Below are 5,046 nucleotides of genomic sequence, written 5' to 3'. Positions count from 1 at the left end.
GAGGTACGAAGCAATCTCTGGGGGGAAAGGTAAGTAAAATGTTAAATCATAATTGTAATTTAGAAATGTGATTAATGTTACTTGTGCTATTATCGTAAATGCTGACAAACAAATCTTTGTTGCACAAAGAGGCCCAACAATGGCCTTGCCTTTAAAATGGGAACTTCCTGGTGGCAAAATTGAACCAAGCGAAAGTGAAGAAGATTGTTTAATTCGTGAAATTAAAGAAGAACTTAGCATTGACATCAAAATCATAAAAAGTCTTTCTGCTAATATTCATAACTACCCCAAGATATCTATTAAGCTTATCCCTTTTATTTGTGAATTGATTGGCGGCAAAATTGAACTAAAAGAACATGTGCAATTTAAGTGGCTTAAGAAAACCGAATTATTAGATTTAGATTGGGCGGAAGCTGATATTCCAATAGTGAAAAATTATATAAAGTCTAAGTAATACTAAATTTCTTTAACACCGCATAATTTGAGATACTCGGCTATAGGATTATAAAAGTCTGGGCTTCTTGTTAAATCTTCACTATTGCCAATTGGAATAAATATAATCATTCCTTCTCTGGCACGGGTTAATAAGACTCTATACTTGTTGATAATGTATTTTTGCATTTCAAGTTTACCAACCTTTTGCCATCTACTCCCTTTAAATGCATTAAAATCCCAGCCGTCATTTGTTCGTCTTAAATCGGCATCCCAGCAAACACCTACCCAATCAAGTTCCAGACCTTGAATCCCAAATTCTGTTGCGGGTATTTCAAGGTAATAAGACGATCGGACATCGTCTCTACTGTTTAAAAACCATTCAGCCTCTTCCAATTCAATTTTTACATCAAGTCCGTATGGCCTTAATCTACGTGCACCTGAACTTGCAACTAAACCCATTCTGCGTGAACCTTTACATTTTGATTTTAGCCAATTTTTGGCTTTGTCTAAATCTCTTGTAATAACTATTTTATAGTTCGATAATTTTTCAACGTAAACTTGTTTTGCTGCAATATGATTATCTGTTAAAATTAGATTTACCCATCTTGATAATTCCTCTGCTTTGTATGAGCGAATAGAGACATCTAAATGAAGATTGGGATTTTCTGTTATAGCTACGTTTTGTGGCAATTGATTAAATAGTGTTAAATTGCCAGTACTATGTTCGCCTAATTTCAATTGTGGTGATATATAAACCTTCCAATCAGCGAATTTCTGCTCAATAATATTACCCCATTCTCTTAAACCCGCTTCACCTGTATTTATTTCTTGTCCGCCACCAACCAAGGCAACAATAACGGCCCAGTTAGAGTGCCTACTCATAATTTCAAGCATCATTTCTGGTTCAGAAAATGGCCGTTGAAATTTACGCATTGAATGTTCCGCATTCCATGCGCGTTGAGCTTCATCAAAAATCACAATCTTATTATTGGGTACCCTGTTTTTCTCTATAAAGTAATGATCAAGAAATCGGTGAACATTTTCAATGAATGAGATTATTCTATCTGTTTCTTTCTTTTTTGCAGTAGCATCACTTTTCTTGATTTTTTTAAATGCGTCACGTGACAGCGCTTCTCGCAAAACTTTGATTAAAGGGCCATTGCCAGATAAAAATGTAGCTAATGATTTACCACCAGTTTGAAATTCATCATAGTGTGCAATATTTAATCCTGCCAAAGTTTTACCTGCTCCCGGCACACCTGTTATAAAACATATTATTCTTTCGTTATTTGCTTTAGCTGTTTTAATCGCTTCAATAACAGCATCAGATGTTTTTGTAAGATTTTCACTGCCAGCGTGTGATCTTGATATTTCAATTACTGACTTTCCAGCATAAAGAGTTTGGGCAGCTTCAATTATAGTTGGTGTTGGTGAATAGTCACTATTGTCCCACTCTTTGTAATCAATAGTATGATTGTTTTTTTCTCCCCAATGATTAACTACATTAAGTAAAATATTATTTAAATTATTAGCATTAGCAAATAAAATATCTTGTACTAAATCTGAATTTAATTGGTACGAGTTGGTTATAGAAGCGCCTTCGGTAGATAGCAAAATTGGGACAATAATTTTATTTCTCGATTTAAAGTGAAAATCTCTTAAATCTAAACAATAATCCAGCAATTGCTCTTTATCTGAACTAAGGTAGTCGACCTTACCTACTTTAAATTCTATAATAATAATTAAGCTGTTTGCTATTAAAACAGCATCAATTCTTTTCTCTCTTCGTGCTATAGGATATTCTAATAACACTCCCCAATTTTCTGTAGCAATATGGCTTACTAATAACTTTTGTATGGCTGCCTTTAAGATTTGAATTTCGTTATTCCATGAAAGTGTTTGAGTGTGTAATTGTTGGTAAAAACCAGATAAACCCGATTGTGTTGTAAGTAAACCTATAATAGAGTCTGTTCTATCCTTAATAAAGCCTGTTAACGTGTTTGAATAAAATGCAGACATTATTTATTAAAGATTGAAGAATCAAAAAAATCCTTAAAGGGGGCTTCTAAAGCGAGAATTAATTTTTCTAAATTTTGAATAGAAATATTACGGCGTCCATTTTCTACATCGGTCACGTAAGTTCTATCAATTTCAGCTTTGTTGGCTAAAGCCTCTTGAGATATACCTTTATTGTTACGTAACTCTTTTATTCGTTGGCCAACTTTTAGCTTAATATCCATTAATGCAAGTTGGGTTATTGTTGACTATGAGTCAACGGACTATGAGTGTCAATATTAATGGCATTTTAATCTTCACTTATATTCGATTGACAAGCCATAAACCAACCACTATCTTGGCACCATGCCTAACATTAAATTTTCGTACCTCTACCGCGATGGCGGCAACTATAAAAAGTTCAACAGCGTAATTTTCAGTAATCCATATAACATTAAACTGTCTGAAGTAGAAAGATTAATTCAATTTAACCTTATTGATGGCCTGTGGTTTTATGCAGATAAATGGCGTGTACCTGATATTCATTTTGATACATGGAATAATGAGGCTGACCACACTTTTCACGAATTTGAAGAAGTGATTTATACCAATGAAGCCGCAAATGCTGTATATACTGCACATGAATGGATGGCATTAATTGGAAACTAAGAATAATGTTGACTCCAATCTCAATGCCGCATGGAGTTGTCGTGTGTGCCTATTCGCTACCTGGCTCTACAGAGATCGCTTCGTACTTACAATAATAATATGTGCGACTGTCATACTGAACTTGTCGAAACAGTGGACAAAGGCTTTTACGCGCTACACTTCGACAAGGTCAGGGTGATAGGCCTTTATATCATCTCTATCCTACCGCTGGCGCACGCGTGTTTTACACCACAAATCCCACCCAACTAAACCCGACAGTAGCGAATACCGGCCTTTGTGGTTAAGGCCTGTGCAGTATAAGCGTATGGCGGGGCTGCATTAAACCATAGGCACAAGCTTTGCTTTTCAAAAAAACCTATACCGCTATCAGTAATTTATGCTGTTGGGCCAGCTTGTTCACTAAGCCCAGGCTAATGTGCAGCTTATCGGCAATTTGGCGCTGGCTTTTGCCATCGGTAAGTAAAAGGGCTACCTGTTGGGCATAATGATGGTGTTGCTGCTGGCTGTAGCGGCGCAGCAGGTCGTATTCGTGGGCGTGGCCGGCAAATTCAAATTGTAAGAAACTATCGCTGCGGATGAGTTTAAACAGGCAAACATTTTGGGCGCCATATACCTCGGTGCCATTGCGCTGTTTTACCTGTTTCAGGTAGCGGTATGGCGCGGCTGGTGTATCGCCGGCATCGGGCTGTGTTTGGCAGCACTCGCCAATGGCAAAGGCGCTATCGGCAAAGTTGATAAGCATTTTGCTGCCCTGCAAATCGTTACGGGTAATAGGGTTGGCTATTTGTCGCTTGGGTGTATGGGCCAATACCAGTATGCTAAGCTGGTGCCGGGCTTTTAAAGCATTAAGATGCCGCATTAGCGATATGGCATTGTCGGCACGCTCGGTGCCATTGCGCAGGCAGGTAATATTATCAATAATAAGCACCTGCGCGCCGGTATGGGTAATGGCGTAATTAAGGGCGCTGTGCAGGTAATCGTTAAAATCTTTATACTGGTAGGGCACTTCGTGCTGCATGGTAAATTCGGCGCGGAAAAATTCGGGACTAAACTCGTAGCTGCCATGCGTGTCGGAATAGCGCAGTTCAAACTGCTTGGCGCTCAGTTCAAAATCTATATATAGCACGGTTTGGGCCGGGGCATACATTTCAAACGGACCAATGGCAACGCCCTTGCTGATACTATCGCCCAGCTGAACGGCAAGGATGGATTTGCCCATATTGGTATCGGCAAACAAAATGCAAAGCTCGTTCTGGTACCAAAAGTTGCCAAAAAGCATACCGGGGTTAGGCTTTTGCTTTTCAATGTGCATCCATTGGTTGGCTGTTTGAATGTTAAACAGGTCGGCCCCGGCATCGCCCATGGGTATTTCGTGCGCTTTGCCGGCTTTGGCCTGCCGGGCTTTAATGTCCTGCACATCGGTGCGTATCATTTCGATAGCCAGGGGCCGGTAAAAAGGAGTGTTCGACATAATTTTTTAATAATTTAAAATATGGTAAATGATTAGCCCGGCCCGCCGAAAAGCTGTATAATTACTGTTCAGGAAAGAACTTTAAGCGTTTTATTGTTGTTGAAGAAGGGTGGGGCTGGTTTGCTTTTCCAAATATAACAAGCCCGAAAATAAAAAGTGGTGCCACTGTTTTGACAGTGTTCACGGTGCGTTCACGGGGCGTTCACGATGTTCACGGGTGTTCACGCACAAAAATATGAACACCTGCGAACGCTTAATTTACTTAATTTAGCACGCCCTATACATTAACCCCCTAAAAATGAAACACCGTTTTGCCTTACTGCTTTTACCGTTAATTATTACTATAGCTGCCTGCTCGCCCAAGGGGCCATATGCTATAACCAATAAAGTATATGATGATCAGGCTGAAGCTTTCGCTGCCACCCTGCAGCAAACTACGCCGGTTATATTAACTGATAGCCTGGGCCGCCAAATAC

General features: G+C 39.2%; 5 protein-coding genes. 2 read left to right on the top strand and 3 right to left on the bottom strand.

The window, feature by feature from the left end:
- Positions 1-67: 67 nt before the first annotated feature.
- Complete coding sequence (locus AAGC65_RS24855; protein ID WP_343115163.1) at positions 68-454, top strand: (deoxy)nucleoside triphosphate pyrophosphohydrolase; 387 nt, start codon at positions 68-70, stop codon at positions 452-454.
- 2 nt (positions 455-456) lie between these two features.
- On the opposite strand, the gene AAGC65_RS24850 is transcribed toward AAGC65_RS24855, so the two are convergent.
- Both AAGC65_RS24850 and AAGC65_RS24845 read right to left on the bottom strand, forming a co-directional pair.
- Positions 457-2,454, bottom strand: a complete 1,998-nt coding sequence (locus AAGC65_RS24850) for a DUF2075 domain-containing protein (RefSeq protein WP_343115162.1) — start codon at positions 2,452-2,454, stop codon at positions 457-459.
- Complete coding sequence (locus AAGC65_RS24845) at positions 2,454-2,675, bottom strand: helix-turn-helix transcriptional regulator (RefSeq protein WP_343115161.1); 222 nt, start codon at positions 2,673-2,675, stop codon at positions 2,454-2,456. The genes AAGC65_RS24850 and AAGC65_RS24845 overlap by 1 nt, the downstream gene beginning before the upstream one ends.
- A 121-nt stretch (positions 2,676-2,796) precedes the next feature.
- On the opposite strand from AAGC65_RS24845, the gene AAGC65_RS24840 reads away from it, so the two are divergent.
- On the top strand, positions 2,797-3,099 hold the full coding sequence (locus AAGC65_RS24840) for a hypothetical protein (protein ID WP_343115160.1): 303 nt from the start codon (positions 2,797-2,799) through the stop codon (positions 3,097-3,099).
- Between the two features lie 355 nt (positions 3,100-3,454).
- Here the strand turns inward: AAGC65_RS24840 and AAGC65_RS24835 are convergent, their stop codons facing one another.
- The gene (locus tag AAGC65_RS24835; protein WP_343115159.1) at positions 3,455-4,570 is read right to left on the bottom strand and encodes an AAA family ATPase; all 1,116 of its coding nucleotides are present in this window, start codon (positions 4,568-4,570) and stop codon (positions 3,455-3,457) included.
- Between the last annotated feature and the right edge of the window lie 476 nt (positions 4,571-5,046).

The organism is Mucilaginibacter sp. (assembly GCF_039207105.1).
Taxonomy (GTDB): domain Bacteria; phylum Bacteroidota; class Bacteroidia; order Sphingobacteriales; family Sphingobacteriaceae; genus Mucilaginibacter.
Note: the sequence above shows the minus strand (reverse complement) of the source record. Positions and strands in the feature narration are given on the sequence as shown.